Consider the following 23,099-nt stretch of genomic DNA (forward strand, 5'->3'; position numbering starts at 1 on the left):
AACGTCTTGATTGCCAAATACTAGCATCGTGCTATAGTGGCTTCAACCACAACATCACACGCTGGGATAACAATAATGAGTAATAACCCGCTGATTCCGCAAAGCAAACTGCCTAATCTGGGCACCACTATCTTCACGCAAATGAGTGCGCTGGCTCAGCAGCATCAGGCCATTAACCTCTCGCAGGGGTTTCCTGATTTTGACGGTCCACTCTTTTTGCAAGAGCGTCTGGGGTATCACGTCGCGCATGGCGCAAACCAGTATGCGCCGATGACCGGCGTGCAGCCGCTGCGCGAAGCCATCGCGGATAAAACGGCAGACCTGTACGGCTATAAACCTGACGCGAATAGTGAAGTGACCATCACGGCGGGGGCCACAGAAGCATTATATGCCGCGATCACTGCGCTGGTGCGCCCTGGTGATGAGGTGATTTGTTTCGACCCGAGCTACGACAGCTATGCGCCTGCGGTTGAATTATCCGGCGGTGTGGTTAAACGTATCGCCCTGCAACCACCGGCTTTTCGCGTCGACTGGCAGGCGTTTGGTGCCTTACTCAGCGACCGTACCCGCTTGGTTATCCTGAACACGCCACATAACCCTTCAGCCACTGTGTGGCATCACGCCGATTTTGACGCGCTGTGGCAGGCGATTAAAGAACGCGAGATCTTTGTCATCAGCGACGAAGTTTATGAGCATATCTGTTTCGCCAAACAGGGGCATGCCAGCGTGCTGGCACATTCAGAGCTGCGGGAACGCGCTGTTGCTGTTTCATCGTTTGGTAAGACCTACCATATGACTGGCTGGAAGGTCGGATACTGCGTTGCGCCAGCCGCCATTAGCGCTGAGCTACGAAAAGTTCACCAGTATCTGACGTTTTCCGTCAACACGCCGGCTCAGCTCGCACTGGCGGATATGCTACGAGAAGATCCGGCACACTATCGCGAACTGCCCGCGTTTTATCAGAAAAAACGCGACGTGTTAGTGAACGCGCTGCGTGACAGCCGACTGGAAATTCTGCCGTGTGAAGGCACATACTTTTTACTGGTCGATTACAGCGCCGTTTCCTCGCTTAACGACGTGGAGTTTTGCCAGTGGCTGACCACTGAAGTGGGCGTTGCGGCAATTCCGCTGTCGGTGTTCTGCGCCGATCCTTTCCCGCATAAACTGATTCGCCTCTGTTTTGCCAAGCAAGAATCGACGCTGTTAGCGGCAGCCGAGCGTCTGGTTTCGTTGTAGCTATTTCACAGTCCAGGCTTTGGAGAATCGACGGTCAGCAAACAACGCTTGCAGGCCGTTGATTTGCTTCAGGCGTAACACCTCGTCGCTGTCCATACCAAGATCCTTGCCAATTCTTTCTTCACTCCATCCCAGTTGCGATAGCTCGCGGACAATCTCGGACATGGCGTGGATTTGATGACGCCCGCGGGCGCGGTTGTGGCGAATGGTTGCCGCCATACGCTCATGGCGTTCGCGTTCTAAACAGGCAACCGGCAGATATCCTTTCAGCCTGGGCCTCAGTGAGGCTTTGGCTTTACCTAACTCGTGGCGGTGGAAACCGTCGACAATTTCGTACTCTTCAGCCGTTGAGTGAACCACTACAATGGGCTGCGTAAACCCGTCAGCTTCGAGGGACTTCAGCAGCAGCTTTTTCTCCGGTGGCGCAACGTTATTGGGGTTGTAGTCATTGGGTGAAATATGATCATTTTTAACCCAAAGAACGCAATCTACGGGCTCCTCGCGAAAGGGACTGACGCTGTGTATTGCCTTTCTGAATTCATTTATGGCTTCAATTCTCTCTGGTTCTGATAAACCAGAAAGAAAGCCGAGGAGTTCCTGAGTTAATCGCTGTTGCATAAGAGTCCCCATTCCTGGCGTTTTGTTTTCATGCGCTCATTGTAGCGTTGATAGTTTTTGGGTTTCGTTGGACTAAATGAGAGAGCCCGGCACCAATAGTCGTTATTCAGCAGGACCTTACAGATACGCCGCCATGACGGAATATCCACTGAACCAATATCTCTTTCCTGGGTTTGTGGGATATTCTCCATGCCTTTTTTCTTATACCACTGTAAATAGACGGCGATTTTATTGCGGTAATGTTCGGCGGTCGTTTCCGGCATACTCTTCAATAACAGCATGGCGTATTCCTGCCAGCTTAAATGTTCGGGTTTTAATATTTTGCGGTGACCGTAAAAATGGTTGTCCTGACCAGCATATATCCCGCCACTTTTTACCCCGCTGACGCGGGAGCACATCATTGCCCAGCGTTCAGGCTCAATAACATGGTAAAGCCACAGCCCCTGGCGTTGTTCTGGTCCAAAGGGTTCGCAGATACGCATGTATCGCGTGGGAACTCCCGCCTGATACATCAGGTTGTACAGGGGATTACACGGGAGCGTTGACTTGGCAAACCACGTCCAGATGTCAGCAGTTTTCCAGTCATAAATCGGATAAATATACCAGGTATGCCCGCCGGGGGCGCTGGTGGTCCAGGGTTTGTCATCGGCAAAACGCTGTTTTTTCGAGTTCGCAATGGCGACAAAACGATTATATGACTCATCAGCGCGGATCCCGACCATCATGGCGGCTGGTCGTTTCTGCGAAAACCATTCAGCGAACTCACGAACAAATTGCTCGAAAGTCATACCGGGTTGGTAGAAAGAGAAAAACTCGGGATCGGTAATGGCATCTGCGGGCGGTTGGCGCACCCATTGAGTACCTGGTTCCCAGCATTGCCATTCAGGCTGAAATTGTGACAGTGAATTTTGTGTCGTCAGCGGCAATGCAACCCAATAAAATTCTTCGATGACATCGGAATAATTCTCGCGTAGCGCCTGGACATAGTCGATAGTGCAGGAAAACTGAGCCTCCCAGTCGATAAATAAGACGTTTATTTTTTTCTGTAACTGGCGGGCAATGGCGGCGGTCAGATGTAACATTAACCCCGAATCTTTACCCCCAGAGAAAGAAACGCAGACACGCGGTAGAGTTTCAAGCGTCCAGGTAATGCGTTCCTGTGCTGCTTGCAGAACATTTTTATCCAACGGTATTTTATAAACAGACATATCAAATCCATATCGAATTTTTATTATTTGCAGCCATAATAAATGTCCGTAATAGGATAAGCTTTTTCTTGCAGCATGCAATATTTAAATATATTCATTATCTGCATGCTATTTTGTTATTGTATATTTTATATGAATTATAATGTGCTTTTAATCATGTTATCCTTAACTATCCAAGGATAGTTTGCTTATGTATTCTGCGAAGGCTTTGTTATTCAAGGATGCCCGGTTATACATTATAAATAATTTTACTTTTGGTAATTCAAAATTGGTTTTAATTTCTTTAAATTTCAATGCTGGCTGATAAATTTCATAAATTTGTCTGGGGATCACACCAATAATATCCGTACTGGCGATAACGTTAGCAATCGAGAGTAAGGAGTCGCTACTAAAACCTACTTTATGGAATGCCATCGATTCGCTGGCACGGGAGCGATAATCTTTAATGCCCTGATCTTCAGAGGAAAAATATGTAAATTGCTCTTGTTGGATTTGTTCGAGCGTGCTCGTCTCATTTATTCTTGGATGGTTGCCACTGCACACTAAAACACAGTCAATAGTCTTGAAATGAGTACATACAATAGAACGATTGTGAACTGGCGTTGTTGTAATCACCAGATCGGCTTTACGATAGGCAAGGATGTTTTCGGCCGTTTCTGCTGACATTAATATATCATGATGCTCAATTTCAATATCTGAATTTTCTCTGAGGCTATTAATTAAAGATGTCACATTCAGGTTGGTTGTAATTTGTGGGCTGTAGATGACGAATTTATTTTTCAGGCTGGAACCGTGCATGATATTGATGGTTTGTTCCAGATTATTGAGATTTTTTTCAAGGTGAAGATGAAGGTTTACCCCTGTGACCGTAGGCGTAATGCCTTTGCCTGAGCGAATAAACAAGGGGTCGTTAAACTGTGTACGCAGTCGCTGTAATGACTGGCTGACGGCTGAAGGGGTGATATACAGTGTTGCCGCAGCTTTACTGATGCTCAAATGTTGATAAATACATTCAAAAATTACCAACAGGTTAAGATCGAATTTTTTGAGGTCATAGAGGTTAGCCATGCATACCTTCCTGTGATGGTAATGTATAGGATAATTCAATTGTTGAATAATTTAAATTCTAATCATTCTTAGAATTTATGTTTATGGCTTAATGAATAATTAACTTAAACTAAAATAACACAGATTGCTTGATGGTTACGATAAAAATATATTTAAAAGAGTGATTGAAATGAGAACCATAACAATCACTCATTCTGTTACCTTTATTTATTTCCCATAATAATATTTAATTTATCTTTATCGGGTAATCCCACTTCCTGTTGTAACGTATCGTCTTTGCTCATGTAGTAGATCGCGGGCGTCACATTAGCACCTAAATCATCCATGAGTTTTTGGTTGATATTCAGTACTTTCATCTGTTCTGGATGGACAGACGTGGGGATTTCCAGCTTCATTTTCCCGCCGGATGCTTCATAGTCATGCCAGGTTTTGGCCGGATCTTTGGATGCCAGGATCGCAGCAGCAGTTGCCGGGCTTTCGGGCTTGATCACGCCAACCAGCAGCGTACGCAGCTGAACTTTACCGGAATCTACCCATGGGCGCGCCTGCTGCCAGAACTGTTTGCAATAAGGACAGAAGGGATCGGCAAACACGTAAACGATGACCGGGGCTTCTTTTTTCCCGTCCAGAATCCACGACGCTTTTTCCATTCGCTGCCACATCTCACGTCCGGCAGGGGCATAGATCTCTTTTTCTATGAGCGCATTACTGAGGTTTTCGCCTTTTTCATTATACATGTAGCCGGAGATGGCATGTTTACCGTCAGGCGTGACATAGATAGTGACCCCCATGTCCTGGTATTTTCCCAGATAGCCTTTCATTCCACCCGGTGCGTCGAAGGGCTTCAGGATCGTAATCCCCTGTTTCTCAATGGCTTTAACAGGGGCAGGGAGCTCCTCTGCGTGCACGATAGCGGGGAGAAGAGTTAAGAGTAAGGTGCGTTTAAACATTGATTTTCCTTATAAAATCAGCAGGAAAGTGGGCTTAATTGCAAAACCTATCACAGCCATAGGTAAGATCGACGGTCTGTCGATTGCCCTTTCTTTAGTTGGGTGATGTAATCCCCATCGCTGTTACGACCTTTGTTAAGGTAATGTAGAGCGCAACACATAGCCAGCTCTGCTGGCACTGACGTTACCTGCGGGTAGCTCGGGTAATGAGGCTCCCTGCAAAGGGGGCCTTTTTTACTTTTATCTTTAGGTTCACAACATGAGTTTGAGTGGGTTGTTAGTTAACGCTTATTGATTTGATAAAGGAAACGCATTAGCCCTGCGAAGAGATTTTCGTTAACTTATCTCTCAACGAAAACACGGAGGAAGTACAGATGTCTTTGATTAATACCAAAATTAAACCTTTCAAAAACCAGGCGTTCAAAAACGGTGAGTTCATCGAAGTAACCGAGAAAGATACCGAAGGTCGCTGGAGCGTCTTCTTCTTCTACCCGGCTGACTTTACTTTCGTATGCCCGACCGAGCTGGGTGACGTTGCAGACCACTATGAAGAACTGCAGAAACTGGGCGTAGATGTGTATTCCGTGTCTACCGACACCCACTTCACCCACAAAGCATGGCACAGCAGCTCTGAAACCATCGCGAAAATCAAATACGCGATGATCGGCGACCCGACTGGCGCCCTGACCCGTAACTTCGACAACATGCGTGAAGATGAAGGTCTGGCTGACCGCGCAACCTTCGTTGTTGACCCGCAGGGTATCATCCAGGCAATCGAAGTTACCGCTGAAGGTATCGGCCGTGATGCGTCTGACCTGCTGCGTAAAATCAAAGCAGCACAGTACGTCGCTTCCCACCCAGGTGAAGTTTGCCCGGCAAAATGGAAAGAAGGTGAAGCAACCTTAGCGCCATCTCTGGACCTGGTTGGTAAAATCTAAGTCGCATAGTTTGTAGGCCGGATAAACCTAGTGCATCCGGCATTCCACAGGCGCAAATTTGCGCCTGTTTCATTCCAGCACCATGACGCAAGTTGCATTAATGCAGTCCCGCAAAATCGGCTTGCATGATGATGTTTTCAGAGAGGGAAGAAGAATGCTCGACACAAATATGAAAACCCAGCTCAGGGCTTACCTTGAGAAACTGACCAAACCTGTTGAGCTGATTGCGACGCTGGATGACAGCGCTAAATCGGCAGAAATCAAGGAACTGCTGACTGAAATTGCTGAACTGTCAGAAAAAGTCACCTTCAAAGAAGACAATACTCTGGCGGTGCGTAAGCCATCGTTCCTGATTACCAATCCCGGTTCTCACCAGGGACCGCGTTTTGCCGGTTCTCCGCTGGGTCATGAGTTTACCTCTCTGGTGCTGGCGCTGTTGTGGACCGGTGGTCATCCGTCAAAAGAGGCGCAGACGTTGCTGGAGCAGATCCGCGATCTCGACGGTGATTTTGAATTTGAAACCTATTATTCACTTTCCTGCCATAACTGCCCGGACGTGGTGCAGGCGCTGAACCTGATGGCGGTGCTGAACCCACGTATCAAACATACGGCGATTGACGGCGGTACTTTCCAGAACGAAATCACCGATCGTAACGTGATGGGCGTTCCGGCGGTATTTATGAACGGCAAAGAGTTCGGTCAGGGGCGTATGACGCTGACTGAGATCGTGGCGAAAGTGGATACTGGCGCAGAAAAACGTGCGGCTGAAGAGCTGAATAAGCGCGATGCTTATGACGTATTGATTGTCGGTTCTGGTCCTGCAGGTGCGGCGGCAGCGGTGTACTCTGCACGTAAAGGCATTCGCACCGGTCTGATGGGCGAACGTTTTGGCGGTCAGGTCCTTGATACTGTTGATATTGAAAACTATATCTCAGTACCGAAAACTGAAGGTCAGAAACTGGCAGGCGCGCTGAAAGCACACGTTGATGATTATGATGTCGATGTGATTGACAGCCAGAGCGCGAGCAAACTCATTCCAGCAGCGCAGGAAGGCGGTTTGCATCAGATTGAAACGGCCTCCGGCGCGGTGCTGAAAGCACGTAGCATTATCATCGCCACCGGCGCGAAATGGCGCAACATGAACGTTCCGGGTGAAGATCAGTATCGCACCAAAGGCGTAACCTACTGCCCGCACTGTGATGGCCCGCTGTTTAAAGGCAAGCGTGTTGCGGTGATTGGCGGCGGTAACTCCGGCGTTGAAGCGGCTATCGACCTGGCAGGTATTGTTGAACATGTGACGTTGCTGGAGTTTGCCCCTGAAATGAAGGCCGACCAGGTGCTGCAAAATAAGCTTCGCAGTCTGAAAAACGTCGACATCATTCTGAATGCGCAAACGACAGAAGTGAAAGGCGATGGCAGCAAAGTTACTGGCCTGGAGTATCGTGACCGTGTGAGCGGCGATGTTCACAATGTGGAACTGGCAGGTATCTTTGTTCAGATTGGTCTGCTGCCGAACACCAACTGGCTGGAAGGCGCCGTTGAACGTAACCGTATGGGTGAAATCATCATCGATGCCAAGTGCGAAACCAGCGTGAAAGGCGTTTTCGCTGCCGGTGACTGCACCACCGTACCGTATAAGCAGATTATCATCGCGACCGGTGAAGGCGCGAAGGCCTCGTTGAGTTCGTTTGATTATCTGATTCGCACGACAGTAGCATAAAAAAGTAAGACTCACCTGCAATGCCAAAACCGCCAGTCATCCGCTGGCGGTTTTTTATTTCCATACACTTAAATTGTCAATTCTTGAAACAATAAACCGTTTAAAACATTCACTTAATTAGCCTGATCATTATTTTCATCAAAGAAAGAGAGGGCGTTATCTTTATTATATTAACCTGCATTATTTTTTTATTTGTTGTGTGAATAAATGGTTGGTTAATTCATGGGTGAAATATATGAAACCCTGACGATCTTTGAATCGACAGGGTTATTGTTACGTGATTTTTTTATCTCTCACGATAGTTACACGCTGAAAGCGGCTTATTCAGCTTTAGATACAAATGCCTCAACGCTAACAGAGCAGGAGTGGCTGGAGGCGGAGTACGACTTCAATGCACTATTTGTTGGGCCGCAGACGCTAAAAGCCCCGCCGTTCGCTTCGGTATACCTTGAAGAAGATGCCCTCGTAATGGGTAAATCAACCTTAAGAATTCGGGAATTCATGGCAAATATAGGTCTATCTATAAACCATGTAAATAATATCCCGGATGATCATATTTCCTGCGTATTGGAATTAGCAGTTTTATTATCGGCTAATGCCAGGATATCAGCAGAATACCAGATCGTTATGACTCGATATGTAATTGAGTATATAGCGATGTGGATGCCCGCGTATATAGAAAAAATACATATAAATGCACAAACCGTTACGTTGAAAAACGTCGCGGAAAGGTTGTCTTTTTGGCTTGATGAATTAAACACGAGAGTATCAATATGAGTAATGAACCGGGAGTTCTGAACAGACGTTCATTTTTGAAAGGGTTGATTGCCCTTGGAACGGTGGCTGCCCTGCCAGGGGGATTGCTGACTTCACGCTGTGCATTGGCGCAACCGCCAATTCCGTTTAATCCCAAAACCTACAAAATCTATCGTAACGCCTGTCCACGTAACTGCTATGACACTTGTAGCCTGAAAACCTGGGTGAAGGATGACGTCATCACCTTTGTGGAAGGCGCGCCTGAATCAATGTTTACGCATGGAACTCCGTGTGTGAAGGGATTGAGCTATCCACGTAGGGTATACAGCCCGGACCGCATTAAATATCCGATGGTTCAGGATGTTCGCGGCAGCGATAACTGGCGTCGTATCTCCTGGGATGAAGCAATGCAGCGCATTGCGACCAAGATGCTGGAGATTAAAAAGAAAGATGGTTCAATGTTGGGTCTGGCGCTGACCAAGTACTCAGGCAAATTTGGTGTATTGAACTATGCCGTTGAAGGGATGATGTCTTCACTGGGTTACACCACCCGTTTTGCCGGAACACCTTGCTGGCCAGCCGGTATCGACGCGCAAAACTACGACATGGGCGACATGTGGTGTAACGACCCGGAAGATATGGTGAAAGCCAAATACATTATTATCTGGGGCGCTAACCCGGCCTGGTGCTCTATGCACACCATGAAGTACATCTATCAGGCGCGGGAAAAAGGCGCAAAAGTGGTCGTTATCGATCCACTGTTAACCCAAACCGCTGCGAAAGCCGATCTCTATTTACGCGTTCGCCCAGGATCAGATGGCGCTCTGGCGCTGGGCATGGCACGCCACCTGGTGGACAAAGGATTGGTTGATCAGGATTTCGTTAACAACTATTCCCATGGCTATGCTGAATTTGAAGAGTATTTGCGTAATAACGTTACCGTAGAGTGGGCATCTGAGATTTGCGGGCTGTCGGCGGATGTTATTCGCCAGTTGGCGGAAGAATTTACCGCGGTTAACCCTGCTACTGTGTGGATTGGCTACGGCATGCAGCGCCATGTCAACGGCGGCGCTAACGTACGGGCGATCGATGCCTTTGTGGCAATGACCGGCAATATTGGCATTGAGGGCGGTGGCGCTCGCTACGGTCATTTGCATACCTGGGGCTTTAACTACAATGCCATGTTGCAGAAGCCACCGGTAGGCTCCATTGGGATGCCGGGGGCGGCGGGCACAACCAGCGAGTTTGGTTCTGCGGGGGAAGTCGCACAGTATTCCGATCGCTCGTTGAATATCAACCAGACCGCAAAGGGAATTCTGGAAGCCAATGAGCCGCCTGTCCGAATGCTTTGGGTTGCCTGTAAGAACCCGTTTGCTCAGGATTTTGATCGCAGCAAGATGGAAAAAGCATTCGAAAAACTGGAAATGGTGGTGTGCGCCGACCAATTCTTTAACGAGACCGTCCAGCATGCCGATATCGTTTTGCCTGTCACCACAGCCTTTGAAGAGTGGAACGTAGACGCCTCATATTGGCACTACTGGCTCTCAATCAACCAGCCTGCAATTAAGCCAATGTATGAGGCAAAATGCGATCTGGAAATCGCCGTTTTACTTTCCCGCACAATCAACAAGCTGGAGCCGGGTTCTTGCACATTCCCGCAGGAGTTCGATCATAAGCGCTGGCTGGACCAGGAGTTCAATGACGGAATGGCCAAAATGTTTGGTATCTCCTCCTGGGATGATTTACTGGAAGGGCCGAAAAAAGCCATTCTGCCAAGTTCTGCGGCCTGGTATGACCGTAAGTTTAAAACGCCCTCTGGAAAGTTTGAGTTCAAATCTGAGCTGTGTGAGAAAAATGGTCATACGGCGCTGCCGGAATACAAACCGGAGGCAAAAAGCACGTTGCCATTCCACCTGTTTACGCCGCATGTCCAGTTCGGTATCCATTCCCAATTCATCAACCTTGACTGGATGCAGGTCTTCTATCCTGAACCGTTTGTTTATATGCACCCGGTTTCCGCCGGGAAAAGAGGCATCGCTGAAAATGACCTGGTGAAAGTGTTTAACACCGCAGGTGAGGTGGAGTTACGTGCGAAGGTAACCGCTAACGTTCCGGAGGATTTCCTGGTGATGTACGAGGCGTGGTTCCCGAAACGGAAATACAACGTTCAAAACGTTGTGGCGGATACTCCGGCCGATATGGGCTTGATGAAAACTGGTGCGCCAGGTGCGGCCATCCATAGTCAGTTTGCGGACATCATTTTGATCGATAAAGGAGCAGCGGCATGAGGCGCGCGTTTTTAGTTAATAGCGATAAGTGTATCGGCTGCCGTGGCTGTGCGATGGCGTGTAAGAGTTTTAACCAGCTGGAGCCAGAACGTTTCTGGCGCTACGTCTACCCGCTGGATAAAGAAATTTATCCGCATGAAGAGCGAGCGTTCTACTCGCTGGCCTGTAACCACTGCGAAAATCCGGCCTGCCTGGCAGCTTGTCCGGTAGAGGCGTACACCAAACGTGAGGATGGCGTTGTAGTGCATAACCCGGAACGTTGTATCGGATGCAAAAACTGTATTCGCAACTGTCCATACGGTGCGCCGCGCTTTAATGAAGAGACGAAAAAAGCGGAAAAATGCAGCATGTGCTATGAGCGTCTTGATGTTGGCATGCAGCCGGCGTGCGTGAATGCCTGTCCGGTAGGTGCGCTGACGCTTATCGATCTGGATGCCGATCCTATACCTGATAATGCGGTGCAGTATCCGCCGGGATTCCCGCGTATGCCGCAGCTTAATCCTGGCACGCGTTTTATCCTTGCGCGTCAACCAAAGCAGCCGGAGGCCAAGTAATGGAAAAGTATGAACTTCCTCTGGTCATTTTTACCGTATTAAGCCAAATGTCGGTTGGGATCACGCTCATTCTGACGCTGCGTGTGCTGCAAGGAAAACTGGAGAGCAAGCGCCTGTACTGGCTGGTAAGTGGACTGGTTCTGGCGGCGGCGTCCGTGGCGGCGATATTACACCTTGCGCATCCGGATCGCGCCTACGATGCCTTGATCAACCTGCAGCACGCCTGGCTGAGCCGAGAGATTCTGGGCGCCACTTTATACGGTGCAGCTGTCGGAGTGACGTTTTTGGCAAAAGGGCACAAAGCACCAGCTGTTCTGGCCTCTGTTCTCGGTATCGCGCTGGTGGCGGTACAGGGGATGACCTATGCCGCCCCGGCAATGGTGGCGATCGCCAACGGTCTGACAATGCTGTTGTTCTTCATCACGGTGTGGGTGATGGGGTGTGCTGCGATTCCACTGCTTAACCTCGCACCTGCCGTTGCTGCATTGCGCCAGGGGATTGCCGTGTGTATGGCAGTCATGATCACCGCACCCATTATCTGGCTAAGCGGTGGCACCATCATGCAGATGACGGCGCATGCCTGGCTGACGTCGCCACTTTATCTGGCGAGTCTGGTGTGTCTGGCGGTGGCCTTTGTGCTTAGCCGTCAGGGCGAGCGTCGCGCAAAAGCGCTTTTCGCCCTGCTGTTTGTTGGCGTATTCCTGAGCCGTCTGACGTTTTTTGGCGATACGATCAGCTCCATCGTGAATATCGGCCATTTGTATTAATCGTGAGGTAACAAAAACCCCTGTCAGGCGTTAACCTGGCAGGGGTTTTCTTTAGCAAATCAGTGGCTGTTAACGAACAACCAGCACTGGCAAAGTCGCGTGTCGAACAACGCTGGAAGCGTTTGAGCCGAGCAGATGGGTGCTGATTGATGGGTTACGCGACCCAATGACAACGACATCCGCATTCAACTCTTCACCCAACTCGTTGACCACGTCACGGACGCTGCCAAAGCGGACGTGTTGTTTAATACGGGAAGGATCGATGCTGAAGTGACCAACCATCGTTTGCAGACGGGTTTCCGCTTCGTGTTGCAGATGCTCTTCAAAACGACGGACATCGGCTGCAAAGCGGTGCAGGCTTAAGCTCGCTGAGCCTGGCAGCACATGCAGTAGATGGATAACCCCTTTATCCTGGGCCAGAAATTCTGCATGGCGAATAGCCTTGTCGCTCAGTTCCATTTCGAATACATCAACTGGCATTATGATTGTGTTGTACATAAACATTCTCCTTGTCATTACATGAACACATAACAGCATAGTATTAAAAATGATTCTGTCAGTCACGACACAGATTTATGTTTTGCGAACAGGAAAGAAAGCGAGGAGCAGGGAGATCTAACCGGAAAGAGGATGCGGATGCATCCCCTGTAAGATAAAGCGAGTGGCTTTGATAAGACAGAGTTAGCGCAGGTAGTCGCCTGCAGCTTCAGGCTGGTACTCAAGCTCGATAACTTCGAGGTGCGTTGAGGTCCCGCCTGGCAATTCCCAGTGAATGGTATCACCAACGCGCAGCCCCAGAAGTGCAGCGCCGACAGGTGCCATTACCGAAAGCTGTGTGTTGCTGTCAGTCATAGTAGCCGGATACACCAGGGTACGCACACGGACTTCGCCATCACTCAGATTGCGGAATTTCACGCGGCTGTTCATGGTCACGACGTCGTGCGGCATGGTTTCTGGAGAACACATTTGGGCACGATCCAGCTCGGCGTTAAGGGCGTCGGCAATCGGTAAACCAGCAAACGCAGGTTGCTCCAACAGGCGGTCAATGCGTTCCGCATCGAGGTCGTTAATGATGATAGTTGGTCTGGACATTTATTACTCCATGTCGTCGATACTGCGGGTGCGCAGGTAAATAATCCCAAAAGAAAACCCTCACCGTCAGGCGGCAAGGGTTTAGCTTTTATGATGATACTGAGACTTACCCCATGTTTGAAGTGATTTAGTTCACATTCAGGTAAATCATCAACATTGTCGCATATGGTGTGATTTTAGCCGAAAAACGTGATCGTTCTCCAATTTGCATTATGCTTTTTAAGCGCTCGCTGCGGGCGCGTCAAACAACTCAGTGTTCCGCGACAGGAGATCTCATGAGCCAGTACGACAAACTTACCTTGAAAGACGGCAGCTATTTGCATTTTAAAGACTGGGGAAGTGGACAACCTATTGTGTTTAGTCACGGTTGGCCGCTGACGGCAGACGCGTTTGAAGATCAGATGCTGTTCCTTGGATCGAAAGGATTTCGTGTGATCGCCCATGACAGGCGCGGACATGGGCGTTCGGCCCAACCCTGGGATGGACATCATATGGATCAGTATGCTGACGACCTGGCTGAACTTACCGCGCATCTCAATCTTAAAGATGCCGTACATGTTGGGCACTCTACCGGCGGTGGGGAAGTGGCTCGTTATATTGGCCGGCATGGGACGCAGCGGGTGGCAAAAGCGGTGTTAATTGGCGCGGTGACGCCCATCATGATCAAGACTGACTTTAACCCAAATGGCGTGCCGAAAGAGGTATTCGATGGCATCCGTGAGGGGGTTGTGAACGATCGCGCCGCCTTTTTCTATGAGCTGACCGCTGCATTCTATGGCTACAATCGTCCTGGCGCAAAAGAGTCGAAAGCCGTCAGGGAAAGTTTTGTTGAACAGGGCTTACAAGGGTCCATCAAAGCGTTGTACGACTGTATACACGCGTTTTCGGAAACAGATCTGCGTGAAGACCTCAAAAAGATGACCATCCCGACGCTGGTGATCCACGGTGATGACGATCAGATTGTTCCGTTTGACACCTGCGGAAAAGTCGCGGCGGAAATACTGCCGGACTCGCAGTTGAAGGTATATGTCGGCGGCTCGCATGGCATCTGCACCACCCATAAGCAACAGATCAACGGTGACCTGCTCAACTTTATTCAGTCGTAATCGTTGGCAGATTGTTCTACGCTGATCTTCTTTTTCCAGGGGGATGAGCGAAGCATAATTTGTGCTGCGCTGACGTTAACTTCAACAGGGAACGCTATGTATTTCTATCAACCGTCACAGGGACACGGCTTACCGCATGATCCGCTAAATGCCATCATTGGACCGCGCCCGATTGGCTGGATTGCGTCGCGTGACAGCAACGGTCGGCACAATCTGGCACCATACAGTTTCTTTAACTGTTTTAACTATCATCCGCCGATTATCGGTTTCGCCAGCAGCGGCTGGAAAGACAGCGTGCAGAATATTATCGAAACCGGTGAATTTGTCTGGAACCTGACGACTCTTGAGCTGGCCACTGCGATGAACGAAACGTCAGCCAGCTTGCCGCACGGTGAGGACGAGTTTTTTGCCGCCGGGCTTAGCAAGGCAGATAGCCGGATAGTCAACGTGCCGCGCGTGGCGCAAAGCCCGGTCAATTTTGAGTGTCGCTTATCGCAAAGCCTGCAACTGACTACCGCTGATGGCTCACCGGTTGATACCTGGCTGGTGTTGGGGGAAGTGGTAGGCATTCACATAGATGAAACGCTCCTGGAAGACGGCATCTATCAGACGGCGAAAGCGAAACCGGTACTGCGTGCAGGTGGGCCAACGGCGTATTATTCGATCAGTGAAACACATCGTTTTGATTTAGTTCGCCCGGACGCCCGTGCAAAACGCTAAGTTTACGGACCGACGCCAGCTTGCAGCGTCGGTCACGAGTTTCAGTATCCCACTTTGTCGATAATAAACTGTTTACCGCAGCTACCCGGATGCGGTTGCGGTAGGAATGACTGGGCAGATAACGTCTGGTTGATGTTGTCAGCTTTCAGGGACAACTGGATCTCCGTGAGATACGCCGGACTACCGTGGCAGCTTAGCTTCACGGCTTTGACGTTCTCTTTGCCCCAGCTTTTGGCTACGGCGGCGTCAAATGCGCTACGGCTGACGGTTTTGCCGTAGTTTTCCGCCAGGAATTTGCCCGCTTCGCTGTTTTTAACCTCATTATTCAGCCGTACCATCGTGCCAAAGTACGCGTCGGGGTCAAAGCCGAAACACGCGCCATGTTTGGCATACTCGTAACGTTCCAGACATGATCTTCCACCAGCACCAGGCATTACGGCGCTGAGTTTTGCCGCGCTTTCCAGCGACAGCCCGGTTTCGGGGGCCGCGCATTTACGGCTGGCGCGCGCTTCAGGCAGGTTGGGAATAGGGCGAGTCGCGCAGCCAAAACGCATCCAACGGCGATTGTCTACTCCACGGGCGGCAATGGATTTAGGCAGGCTGGGCCATAAACCGTGAACGGTCAGAAAATCCGCTTTGTCTGCGCTCTCTTTTTGCAGACGACATTCGTCAGGCTCCTGACGATTACGCTCATGTTGGCTCTGACAAAATCCGGTTTGCCAGGAGAGGGCCAGCACGTAGCTGTCAAAATCAGCGTACTGTTTTGCCTGAAGTTCATCGGCCTGAGCCGCAGAAACTGGCAGCAGGAGTGCCGCCAGCAACGAAGAATAACGCCATGTTGATGTCATGATGATTTCGGATACTTATATAAATTCTGAATATCATCTATTTAATCATAAAAAATGCCAGTCAGGTTTAGCTGACTGGCATCATTTTCATCAGGCGTGAACCAGGATGATTAGCTCCACATAGCCAGAATCGGCCAGCCGACCAGCAGAAGCATGGAGATGTAGATAACGCCGAAGATAGCACCCAGACGCCAGTAGTCTTTGGACTTCACATAACCACAGCCGTAGATGATAACGCCAGGGCCCGTTGCATACGGAGTCAGACAGCCCATGATACCGATGGACAGTACCAGCAGGATACACAGGTGTTCCATCGGCACGCCCGGGATGCCTTTACCTACAGCCAAAATAACCGGCAGCATGGTGGCCGTGTGTGCAGAAAGGCTGGCAAACAGGTAGTGAGCAAAATAGAACACCAGCACCAGTACGATCACGGTCGCGTTAGGCGAGAAGCCTTCCAGATGCGTGCTCATGGTGTTGGCGAACCAGTCGATGAAGCCTGAACGGGTTAAACCATTCGCCATAACGACCAGCGTGGCGAGGTTAACCAGAGTGTTCCATGCGCTGTTATAACGGGTAATGTCTTTCCACGGTACAACGTGCAGCGCCAGCATCAGGGAAACAGCCAGCAGGCCCACTGCGGTTGCATCAATTAGTTTACCACCGAAGACCCACAGACCCAGACTGAGCAATACCAGACCGATCAGCGTTATCTCTTTACGGGTCAGTTTACCCATACCTTTCAGTTCATCACCGGCCCAAGCGGCAACTTCAGCACTGTGAGTAACTTCTGGTTTGTACAGAACATAGGACAGCCACGGAGCAACGATCAGCAAAATAATACCGACCGGCAGGAAGCTGAGGAACCACTGCAACCAGCTGATTTGAATACCGGCAATTTTGTTGACGAATTCCAGACCCAGCACGTTAGGCGCAGCGCCGGTCACGAACATCGAGGAACTCAGGCTGGTACTGATGACCATCATCCACATCAAATATCCACCGATACGGCGCGCGGAAGGATCGTTCGGGAATGATTTAAACAGCGGCGGCAGGTTTTTGATAACCGGGAATACGGTGCCACCGGTACGCGCAGTGTTAGATGGAGTAAACGGTGCCAGCAGAATGTCGATGATAACAATCGCATAGCCCAGCGTCAGGGTACGTTTACCCATGAATTTCACCAGGAACAGCGCGATACGACGACCCAGACCGGTGACTTCATAACCCAGTGCGAAGATAAACGCACCAAACACCAACCACACGGTGGTGCTGGAGAAGCCCGCCAGGCCCCATTTCAGCGCTTGCTTACCCGCTTTAAACGCCGGGTCGGCCAGTTCTGAAGCATCAAACAGCAGATAGTTGCTGCCGATAACGCAGATCGTTACGGCGATAAAGCTGATCGCTGTTGCCGGAATTGGCTCCAGGATCATACCGACGATCATCGCCACAAACACGGCAAAGTAGTGCCAGGCCTGTGGAGGCATTCCATCAGGGACGGGGATTAGAAACATGACACCCATGACGACCAGGGGGGCCAATAACTTCCATATTTTATCTTTTGCTAAAGACATGTGTGTGATTCTCCGGAAAGGATCTTTAATTGTGATAATGATGAACTTGTGAAATCTGAGCTAAGAACCAGGTGACGATCAGCAGATCGGCGCAGCCTCCGGGACTGAGGTTGCGTTCAATGCACTGTTGGTCGAACTGGTGTAGATATTCGAGATCGGCAGGGGTACGAATCCCCCCTTGCTGCATCAGGGCGGTGGCCTGCTGCTGTAGCCAACGCAGACCTTCTGCGCCGCCACGTGAAGCCACGTTGGTGTCGCCGTTGATAGACATCAGCAGCAATAATGTGTCGAGTAACGCCAGTTCAGGGTCGCGGCCCTGAGTCAGCAGTGCGCGGTAGTGCGGCAGGGCATGCTGGATGACAAGCGGATATCCCGCTTCGGCTTCGCCCCGTGCGCCGGTTAATCCCAATTGCTGATAAAGACGTTGGCCAGCCGTGAGTTGTTGATTGTTCTGGCGCAGTTCGCGCTCGGTCAGGCCACGGCAAAATGTTGCTGCCGTAGAGCAAATGGTTTCAGCGGTAACAGTGAGTTGGAGCTGGTGCAGGCGGCCAATGGCGGCGCACAGCAGTCCCAGTGAAAAGATGCTCCCTTTATGGGTGTTCACCCCGGCGGTGGCGCGGAACATATCGGCTTCGCAGGCCATGCCCAGCGGGCGCAGTCCTTTCAATACATCTTCAGGCGACAGCTGTGCGCTAAACGCCCCATACTCAATAAAACGTGGCAGCCATGACTGAATCGCTTCAGCGCTGCGATGAAAATCTTCCAACGCCATATCTTTATGCGCGCCGTTGTTAATACGATCTACCAGACCGGGTTTGGGCGACAGGTTGACTTCAGTCAACATGGCGCGCCACGCAAGCGTTGCGTAAGCATCAGGCAGATCCAGAGGAAGGACTGCGTTATTGGTTGATGTTGCGGGAATCGGCATCATGCAGCAGTGCCTCCATCTGAGTGAGTAAGTCGGAAAGCGCGTGGGTTTTACCCCGCGCACAGTCGGCAGCACTTTGCTCGCACAGCAGACAGCGGCGGGCAGGGAGTGCGAAATGACGCCGGGACAGAATTTCCCCTTCAGGGGTCAGGACATCGATGTCCCATAGCCGTCCCAGCGGGTGTGAATGCTCAAGTTCAATCGTGGCGAGCTTGAGGTCGTGGGCCGGAGCCTCAATAGACAAAAGACCTTCTGGACCGCTGGCAGAAACCAGCGCTGTTTGCTCCCTGACAATCCAGGTGGATTGTTTCGCCAACGCGAGCAAGGCGGTTACGCCATGATTAAAGATGCGACGAGTTAATTCGCTGTCTTTAATCGGTCCTGGTGCGACGACGGTAAACGAGACCAGCGGTGCAGAGTGGCGTGTCAGCCACTCCTGTTGCCTTGCCTGTCTCTCATCGCGGCTGGCTAGCAGCTCGGGAATGGAAACCTCGTGTCGGGTGGCGTATTCAGGGAGCAGGTGCATGGTTTATTCCTTCACCTGATGCACAACGTCAATCACTGAACCATCGCGGTAACGCACAACAGCAATCACGCGGTCAGTGAATTCGATAGCGCGTGGCTGACCGGTGAGCTGCTGTGCACGTTCGCGCAGCCATTCAATGGACACCACTTTCATACCGGCTTCTTTCAGACGTTCTGCCAGTTCCGGACGTGCAGGGTTGACGGCGATACCGTGGTCAGTGACCAGAATGTCAACGCTGGAGCCTGGAGTTACGCAGGTCAGCACGTTATCAACCAGGGTCGGGATGCGTCCGCGAACCAGCGGCGCGACGATGATAGACAGCGCAGCGGCAACCGCGGTATCGCAGTGACCGCCGGATGCGCCGCGCAGTACGCCGTCAGAACCGGTCAGTACGTTAACGTTGAAGCTGGTATCAACTTCCAGCGCGCTGAGCACCACGACGTCCAGACGATCGACGGATGCGCCTTTTGAGCCCCAGTTGGCATACTGGTTGGCACTGATCTCAATGTGGTTTGGATTGCGGGCCAGCGATTCCGCGGCGTTACGGTCAAAACTCTGAACGTCCAGCAGTTTGCGAATCAGGCCTTTTTCGTGCAGGTCAACGATGGTAGCGGTAATGCCGCCCAGCGCGAAGTCGGCACGGATATCGCGGCTGCGCATTTTGTCTTCCAGGAAACGCGTAACGGCCAGAGAAGCGCCGCCGGTTCCTGTCTGCAGTGAGAAGCCTTCGTTGAAGTAGCCGGAATTAGCAATGACCTCAGCCGCGCTACGGGCGATTAACAGTTCACGCGGGTTGGTGGTCATGCGGGTCGCATCGGCACCAATTTTGTCCGCATCGCCGACCTGATCGATCTGCACGATCAGATCTACCTGATCCTGCGTAATGCTGGCCGGGTTATGCGGATAGGTCAGCAGCTGTTCAGTCAGCAGGACAACCTGTTTCGCATTTTCGGCGTCTACGCGGGCATAGCCCAGTGAGCCGCAGCACGCTTTACCGGTATAACCGTTGGCGTTGCCAAACTGGTCGCAGGACGGCACGCCGAGGAACGCCACATCAATGCTGAGCTCGCCACTTTGCACCAGGTGCACACGGCCACCGTGGGAGTGAATTTGTACCGGTTCGGCTAGCAGGCCACGTGAGATTTCTTCCGCCAGCGGGCCACGCAGACCGGAGGTATAAATGCGGCTAACCACGCCCTGACGGATGTGCTCAACCAGTGGAGCATGGCAGTCGCTCAGAGAGCTGGAGGCCAGCGTCAGATTTTTAAAGCCCATATTGGCGATGGCGTCCATCACCAGGTTAATCGTCAGATCGCCACCGCGAAAAGCGTGATGGAAAGAGATGGTCATACCATCCTGTAAACCAGAACGACGAATGGCGTCTTCCAGGTTAGCGCACAGCTTTTTGTCGCGCGGTTTTTGCGCCTGCAATTCTACTTTTGCGGTGCTCTGATAAGCGGAAAGCTCACTTTCTGCATGACGGCTCCAGGTCGCCACGCGATCCTGGCGTTGAGACTGTTCGATTTTCTGCGTCATTTTTTTGCCTTATTCTTCGCGAATGCCGGAAAGTTCTGCACGGGAGATAACCAGAAGGGCGCGCTCGATAACCGGGCTGTCGACCATTTTGCCGTTCAGGGAAACTACGCCACGACCTTCGCGAGCAGCGGCTTCAGCGGCTTCCACAACCAGACGGGCGTGAGCCAGCTCTTTGCGCGTTGGGGCGTACAGGTTGTGCAGGAGTTCGATCTGGCGCGGGTTGATGAGCGATTTGCCGTCAAAACCCAGTTGCTTGATATGTGCGGCTTCGTGCAGGAAACCCGCTTCGTTGTTGGCATCGGAATACACGGTGTCGAATGCCTGAATACCGGCAGAACGTGCAGCCTGCAAAATAGAGCAGCGGGCAAACAGCAGTTCAGTACCTTCCGGTGAGCGCTCAGTGCGCAGGTTACGTACATAGTCTTCCGCACCCAGGGCAATACCGATCAGACGTTCGGAAGCATGGGCAATTTCTACCGCGCGGGTAATGCCTAACGGCGATTCGATGGCGGCTAACAGACCGGTGCTGCCTGGCTCACGGCCACAGGCGTTTTCGATACGCAGAATTTCGCTTTCGATGTCGATGACATCCTGCGCGGTATCGGTCTTCGGTAAACGTACAATGTCAGCACCGCCACGTACCACGGCTTCAAGGTCGTTGATACCCCATTCGGAGTCGAGGGCGTTTACACGCACGATGGTTTCAACATCGTGATACAGCGGGTGCTGCAGCGCGTGGTACACCATGCGGCGAGCGGTATCTTTTTCACGCAACGCGACGGAGTCTTCCAGGTCGAACATCAGTGCATCTGCCGGGTAGATGAACGAGTTGCTGACCATGGCGGCATTGGCGCCCGGTACGAACAACATGCTGCGGCGAGTACGAGTTTTACGTTGTTGCAAAGATTCGGAAATCACTGGCAATCCTCCCATGGCAGTGCCGGAATACCGCCAGCGCGGGCCAGTAGTGCTTCCAGTCGCGCACGTAAAATGCAGTCCAGTGCGCCTTTATCATCAACATTCAATTGCACGCCGCGTACGTTGTAGCGGGACAGAACGTCCAGAATGGTGGCCCGGATGGCATCACCGAACTGCTTTTCGACGCTACTGTTAACCTGCAGGTCAATATCCTGCGAATCGAGTGGGGCGATGCGAATCATCACATCACCGGACTCGAGTGTGCCTGCGACGGCTGCCTGGTTTATTTTCATTTTTCACCTGTTGCTAATGCGGGGGTATTTTGGCGGACTGCCGCACCCGATGAGGCTCGTTCAACCATGCTTTGCAGATACTGCAGCGTGGCGTCAGGGACCAGGGATGCGATAGCCGTGAGATCTTTTTTAACCAGCAGCTTGCGCACCCAGGAGGCGGAAATCGGCATCTCCTGGAAACACAGCCGCTCAATTTCCACCAGTTCAATCGGTGGGGCGGGAAGCGTTGGGGTCTCCAGCCAGTAACGCATGTCGTTGTTATACTGGGAGGTGACGGTGCAATACGGCTCAGTACCGACGAAGCGGTGCGTGACGCCGAGAGCCGGAGCCAGATACTGGCGGAAGATTTTCAGGTCTATTTCGGTGTAGCAGTGGTTAATAACGCTCTGCTCTTTGATGAAGTAACACGGGAACGTGGCGCGGGAAATGATGTACTCCGAACCGCGATGCACGGTTAAACGTGGAATGTCTTTTGTTCCTTTAAGCACCAGATCCAGGCGGTCTTCATACGGAAAACGTGAGGTATCTTCTTTCACCAAAAACAGATGCAGCCAGTCACATTGCGCGGCCGCCTGTTGGATCAGAAAACGGTGTCCGTTGGTGAAGGGATTGGCGTTCATGACGATACAGCCAATTTTTTTCCCATCATGACGCTGTTTTGCCAGTGATTCGGCGTAGCGTTTCAGACGTGTGGTGCTGTTTTCCATCAATACCATAATGCCGGGAACGCTGGTGAGCGTAGAAAAACCGCACTGTTTAAACAGCGATTCGTACTCGGTTTTGGTATAGATGAAGAGGTGCGTACAATGACGTTCATAGGCAAGGTTGATTAACTCGGTCGCCAGCGTCAGCGCTAAACCCTCGCCGCGGACAGATTCACAGATTGCGACACACTTAATAATATTCCCAGCGATACCACCGCAGGCAATCAGACGGTCGTCACGGGTGACGGTGATAAATACTTCGACGGTCGTATCTACGCTCAAATCATTCTCTTTCAGAAATTGCGCGATAGCCGCCATTTTTTTATTTTCTGAGCGTTTAACTTGCGTGAATATATTATTACCGAACATAGTGAATAGAGCCCCGATGCTATATTTGTTACTGGGTTTCTGTTTTTGTTGCTCTGTTTAGCAACCTGATAACGTTTTGTTTGCAATTGAAGGGAATGGTTTTTTATTACGGAGTATTTCTTTTTTTCCCTGCTGCATACATCGTAAGGGGTATTTTGGAGGTAATTTTTGATTTATTTCACAATAAGTTAGAAGGTTTTAATGTGTTTTATGGTTTTAAGTTTTTTAATTAATTTAACCCTAAAATAAGGTGTGGTTTTAATTTGTTTAATTGATTTAAGGTGGGGAATCTGCAACGATCTTGTTTTATACCATAACGTGTAAATAGAACATTTTAATTACAACTACAATGAGAAATTAGTTTTAGTTAACGTCGGTGAGG

Annotated in this window: 23 protein-coding genes; 9 read left to right on the top strand and 14 right to left on the bottom strand. The window is 50.8% G+C overall.

All coding sequences use genetic code 11. From position 1 onward, the window contains the following. The first annotated feature begins 75 nt into the window (after positions 1-75). Positions 76-1,236 (top strand): pyridoxal phosphate-dependent aminotransferase, encoded by a 1,161-nt coding sequence (locus OGY09_RS24560; protein ID WP_032942665.1) that lies wholly within the window; start codon positions 76-78, stop codon positions 1,234-1,236. On the opposite strand, the gene OGY09_RS24565 is transcribed toward OGY09_RS24560, so the two are convergent. From OGY09_RS24565 to dsbG, 4 genes are all read right to left on the bottom strand, one after another. Further along, the gene (locus OGY09_RS24565; RefSeq protein WP_032942666.1) at positions 1,237-1,854 is read right to left on the bottom strand and encodes an IbrB-like domain-containing protein; all 618 of its coding nucleotides are present in this window, start codon (positions 1,852-1,854) and stop codon (positions 1,237-1,239) included. Next, complete coding sequence (locus OGY09_RS24570; RefSeq protein WP_032942667.1) at positions 1,839-3,062, bottom strand: phosphoadenosine phosphosulfate reductase; 1,224 nt, start codon at positions 3,060-3,062, stop codon at positions 1,839-1,841. The genes OGY09_RS24565 and OGY09_RS24570 overlap by 16 nt, the downstream gene beginning before the upstream one ends. A 165-nt stretch (positions 3,063-3,227) precedes the next feature. After that, on the bottom strand, positions 3,228-4,130 hold the full coding sequence (citR, locus tag OGY09_RS24575) for a DNA-binding transcriptional repressor CitR (protein ID WP_032942668.1): 903 nt from the start codon (positions 4,128-4,130) through the stop codon (positions 3,228-3,230). A 203-nt stretch (positions 4,131-4,333) separates the two neighbouring features. After that, complete coding sequence (dsbG, locus tag OGY09_RS24580) at positions 4,334-5,080, bottom strand: thiol:disulfide interchange protein DsbG (RefSeq protein WP_032942669.1); 747 nt, start codon at positions 5,078-5,080, stop codon at positions 4,334-4,336. Positions 5,081-5,454: 374 nt separating this feature from the next. Between dsbG and ahpC the strand changes: the two genes are divergently transcribed. From ahpC to OGY09_RS24610, 6 genes are all read left to right on the top strand, one after another. Further along, on the top strand, positions 5,455-6,018 hold the full coding sequence (gene ahpC / locus OGY09_RS24585; RefSeq protein WP_002894394.1) for an alkyl hydroperoxide reductase subunit C: 564 nt from the start codon (positions 5,455-5,457) through the stop codon (positions 6,016-6,018). A 154-nt stretch (positions 6,019-6,172) separates the two neighbouring features. Further along, positions 6,173-7,738, top strand: coding sequence for an alkyl hydroperoxide reductase subunit F (gene ahpF, locus OGY09_RS24590; protein ID WP_020996553.1), 1,566 nt, complete (start codon positions 6,173-6,175; stop codon positions 7,736-7,738). Between the two features lie 222 nt (positions 7,739-7,960). Beyond that, positions 7,961-8,515, top strand: a complete 555-nt coding sequence (locus OGY09_RS24595; RefSeq protein ID WP_032942671.1) for a TorD/DmsD family molecular chaperone — start codon at positions 7,961-7,963, stop codon at positions 8,513-8,515. Further along, entirely contained in the window at positions 8,512-10,782 is a 2,271-nt protein-coding gene (locus OGY09_RS24600; RefSeq protein ID WP_286591080.1) for a molybdopterin-dependent oxidoreductase, read from the top strand. The genes OGY09_RS24595 and OGY09_RS24600 overlap by 4 nt, the downstream gene beginning before the upstream one ends. Beyond that, the gene (locus tag OGY09_RS24605) at positions 10,779-11,336 is read left to right on the top strand and encodes a 4Fe-4S dicluster domain-containing protein (protein ID WP_008784074.1); all 558 of its coding nucleotides are present in this window, start codon (positions 10,779-10,781) and stop codon (positions 11,334-11,336) included. Before OGY09_RS24600 ends, OGY09_RS24605 begins: the two co-directional genes overlap by 4 nt. Beyond that, positions 11,336-12,103, top strand: a complete 768-nt coding sequence (locus tag OGY09_RS24610; RefSeq protein WP_032942673.1) for a dimethyl sulfoxide reductase anchor subunit family protein — start codon at positions 11,336-11,338, stop codon at positions 12,101-12,103. The genes OGY09_RS24605 and OGY09_RS24610 overlap by 1 nt, the downstream gene beginning before the upstream one ends. Before the next feature lie 69 nt (positions 12,104-12,172). On the opposite strand, the gene uspG is transcribed toward OGY09_RS24610, so the two are convergent. Both uspG and rnk read right to left on the bottom strand, forming a co-directional pair. Next, the gene (uspG, locus tag OGY09_RS24615) at positions 12,173-12,601 is read right to left on the bottom strand and encodes a universal stress protein UspG (RefSeq protein WP_003022101.1); all 429 of its coding nucleotides are present in this window, start codon (positions 12,599-12,601) and stop codon (positions 12,173-12,175) included. A 183-nt stretch (positions 12,602-12,784) separates the two neighbouring features. Continuing rightward, positions 12,785-13,195, bottom strand: coding sequence for a nucleoside diphosphate kinase regulator (gene rnk, locus OGY09_RS24620; protein ID WP_003831264.1), 411 nt, complete (start codon positions 13,193-13,195; stop codon positions 12,785-12,787). A gap of 275 nt (positions 13,196-13,470) precedes the next feature. Between rnk and OGY09_RS24625 the strand changes: the two genes are divergently transcribed. Further along, positions 13,471-14,301, top strand: a complete 831-nt coding sequence (locus tag OGY09_RS24625) for an alpha/beta fold hydrolase (RefSeq protein WP_032942674.1) — start codon at positions 13,471-13,473, stop codon at positions 14,299-14,301. A 96-nt stretch (positions 14,302-14,397) separates the two neighbouring features. Continuing rightward, positions 14,398-15,021 (top strand): flavin reductase family protein, encoded by a 624-nt coding sequence (locus OGY09_RS24630; protein WP_032942675.1) that lies wholly within the window; start codon positions 14,398-14,400, stop codon positions 15,019-15,021. 41 nt (positions 15,022-15,062) lie between these two features. Here the strand turns inward: OGY09_RS24630 and rna are convergent, their stop codons facing one another. The 8 genes from rna to citC all read right to left on the bottom strand — a co-directional run bounded on the left by rna (position 15,063) and on the right by citC (position 22,717). After that, entirely contained in the window at positions 15,063-15,869 is an 807-nt protein-coding gene (rna, locus tag OGY09_RS24635; protein WP_032942677.1) for a ribonuclease I, read from the bottom strand. 110 nt (positions 15,870-15,979) lie between these two features. Then, positions 15,980-17,443 carry a citrate/succinate antiporter CitT gene (citT, locus tag OGY09_RS24640; RefSeq protein WP_003022114.1) on the bottom strand — a complete coding sequence of 488 codons (1,464 nt, stop codon included), beginning with the start codon at positions 17,441-17,443 and terminating at the stop codon, positions 15,980-15,982. Positions 17,444-17,468: 25 nt separating this feature from the next. Beyond that, entirely contained in the window at positions 17,469-18,374 is a 906-nt protein-coding gene (citG, locus tag OGY09_RS24645) for a triphosphoribosyl-dephospho-CoA synthase CitG (protein WP_003831272.1), read from the bottom strand. Beyond that, positions 18,343-18,897 (bottom strand): citrate lyase holo-[acyl-carrier protein] synthase, encoded by a 555-nt coding sequence (citX, locus tag OGY09_RS24650; RefSeq protein ID WP_008784077.1) that lies wholly within the window; start codon positions 18,895-18,897, stop codon positions 18,343-18,345. Before citX ends, citG begins: the two co-directional genes overlap by 32 nt. 3 nt (positions 18,898-18,900) lie before the next feature. Further along, the gene (gene citF / locus OGY09_RS24655; protein WP_008784078.1) at positions 18,901-20,433 is read right to left on the bottom strand and encodes a citrate lyase subunit alpha; all 1,533 of its coding nucleotides are present in this window, start codon (positions 20,431-20,433) and stop codon (positions 18,901-18,903) included. Positions 20,434-20,442: 9 nt separating this feature from the next. Next, positions 20,443-21,351, bottom strand: coding sequence for an aldolase/citrate lyase family protein (locus OGY09_RS24660; RefSeq protein ID WP_003831275.1), 909 nt, complete (start codon positions 21,349-21,351; stop codon positions 20,443-20,445). After that, positions 21,348-21,644: a citrate lyase acyl carrier protein gene (citD, locus tag OGY09_RS24665; protein ID WP_003831276.1), complete on the bottom strand. Its 297-nt coding sequence runs from the start codon at positions 21,642-21,644 to the stop codon at positions 21,348-21,350. The genes OGY09_RS24660 and citD overlap by 4 nt, the downstream gene beginning before the upstream one ends. Next, positions 21,641-22,717: a [citrate (pro-3S)-lyase] ligase gene (gene citC / locus OGY09_RS24670; protein WP_003831277.1), complete on the bottom strand. Its 1,077-nt coding sequence runs from the start codon at positions 22,715-22,717 to the stop codon at positions 21,641-21,643. Before citC ends, citD begins: the two co-directional genes overlap by 4 nt. Positions 22,718-23,099 lie beyond the last annotated feature (382 nt).

Source organism: Citrobacter sp. Cpo071, assembly GCF_030332765.1.
In the GTDB taxonomy this organism is placed as follows: Bacteria; Pseudomonadota; Gammaproteobacteria; order Enterobacterales; family Enterobacteriaceae; genus Citrobacter; species Citrobacter portucalensis.